This is a genomic window from Bartonella refiksaydamii, from assembly GCF_902652675.1.
In the GTDB taxonomy this organism is placed as follows: Bacteria; Pseudomonadota; Alphaproteobacteria; order Rhizobiales; family Rhizobiaceae; genus Bartonella; species Bartonella refiksaydamii.
In genome coordinates this window covers 1-1,644 of record NZ_LR736361.1, presented here as the reverse complement: position 1 = coordinate 1,644, position 1,644 = coordinate 1, and the positions used below count along the sequence as shown (strand labels likewise).

Annotated in this window: 3 protein-coding genes; all 3 read right to left on the bottom strand. The window is 44.6% G+C overall.

Translation table 11 applies throughout. The features are described 5' to 3' along the window. Positions 1–467: phage tail protein (locus tag GQO39_RS08430; RefSeq protein ID WP_246668561.1), on the bottom strand; the 467-nt coding region annotated here is incomplete at its 3' end. After that, a complete protein-coding gene (locus GQO39_RS08425) occupies positions 467–1,294 on the bottom strand; it encodes a baseplate J/gp47 family protein (protein WP_156851759.1) in 828 nt (275 codons plus the stop codon). The genes GQO39_RS08425 and GQO39_RS08430, both read right to left, overlap by 1 nt. Next, positions 1,291–1,632 (bottom strand): GPW/gp25 family protein, encoded by a 342-nt coding sequence (locus GQO39_RS08420; protein WP_156851758.1) that lies wholly within the window; start codon positions 1,630–1,632, stop codon positions 1,291–1,293. The genes GQO39_RS08425 and GQO39_RS08420 overlap by 4 nt, the downstream gene beginning before the upstream one ends. Between the last annotated feature and the right edge of the window lie 12 nt (positions 1,633–1,644).

The following is a 1,644-nucleotide window of genomic DNA, read 5'->3' as shown; positions in this document are numbered from 1 at the left end:
CATTCAACAGCTTGCACATCATAACCCATGACACCACGGCGAAAATCAGAGCGCAAACTTTTGGAAAGGTCGGTAATTGCTTCAATGGCTTCCAGCTGTGTTCGTTCAGGCAACTGATCAAAGTAGAGTTGAAAGGCATTCCACCATGCACGCCCCGTCCATGCGGGTACAAAACGTGCTGTAATCTGAAGCCATTCAAGCCCCAACTCTATTGCCGCAAGAGAGCCGCGCAAGCGCTGCCATTGAAGCCCTTGATCAATGAGATCATAAAGATTGGGAACATAAGGTGTAAGCTCCCCAAGTCCGTATTCTTCAATCAACCACGGCAAAAAGCGAGGAGGACGTGAGATCAGTTTCGAGCGGGAAATCCCCAAAACAGAACCATCAACATCTTGATGAAAATCGCAAGCATCGGCAAGGCGCTTTTCGAATTCTGTTGCATGTGTGGGGAGTAAGGCGCCAACCATTAGCGCGCACGCCCTTTGAAGTTTAAGGTGATTTTTCCAATCGCTAAAACTTCTTCATCACAAACCGCACTGTCCCTTGTTGGTGCAATGGCAATCACTTTCTGGACACCAGGAACCATCAATTTTGAAATCCACCACGACAAGCTTAATTCCCGACCAATGGCTTGTTCTTGTCTCCACGACGCTCTTAAATTTGCTTCCATTGTCGTGAGAATTTTCAAAGATGTTTCAGGCAAAAGCCAAACATCTGCTTCTAAATCTATCACTTTTTTGACAGCAGCGTGCACAATGATTGTATCATTGGTCATGATGATATTCTTTTTGTGAAGTGCTTGTGAGACTGTTTGTAAGAGATCTTCAGAGGCTGTTCCTTCTTCATTGTTGCCAAAAAGAGCAACATAGATGGTTGGGTCTTTGCCTTTCCGGTAAATAATCGCATCCTTAACACGACTATCGCTTGAGAGAGCTATGAGCTTGTAATAGGGCTCTGTCCCGCTGCCCTTGCCACCACGCGCATGAAGTTGAATGCGTTCACGATACCTCTCGTCACTTTCACCATCCATGCGGGCAAGACCATGCCAATTTCCCAAAGCATCAAGAGATTCACCAGTTGCAAAATCAAGAATGTTGTTGCGTGCCGCTTCGTTAATACGCTGTCTTAAAAGCAACTCTCGATAGCTAAAAGCTTCAATGACTTTTACGGATGGATCACTTTCGAGAATGGTATATTCAGGCAAAAGCTCTTTTAAATGGGCAAGAGCAGCAGCGCGTATTTCCTCAAAAGAAAGTTCTGTGATGATTTCTGGTTTGGCAAGCATTCCATTCATTTTATTAGTAATCCTTCCATGGTGATGGGCTTGCCGGATGGCAAATAAATACCTTCAAAGGATAAGGAAACTTGTCCAGCATCAACCATTTTAAAATCAATTTTTTTCAATTTAAAACGCGGTTCCCACTTGTCTAACGCCTCAGCAACAGCAGAATAAAGGGCAACGGCAAAAGCATTATTCACTGGTGCATCAATCAGTTCGGCAATGCGTGAACCATAATCACGCCGCATCACACGTGAGCCAATGCGTGTTGATAAAATATCAAGGATTGATTGACGCAAATGATCAATGTCGGTCAATGACTTTCCTGTTGTGCGGTCCATTCCACTGTTCAATGGGGACCTCCT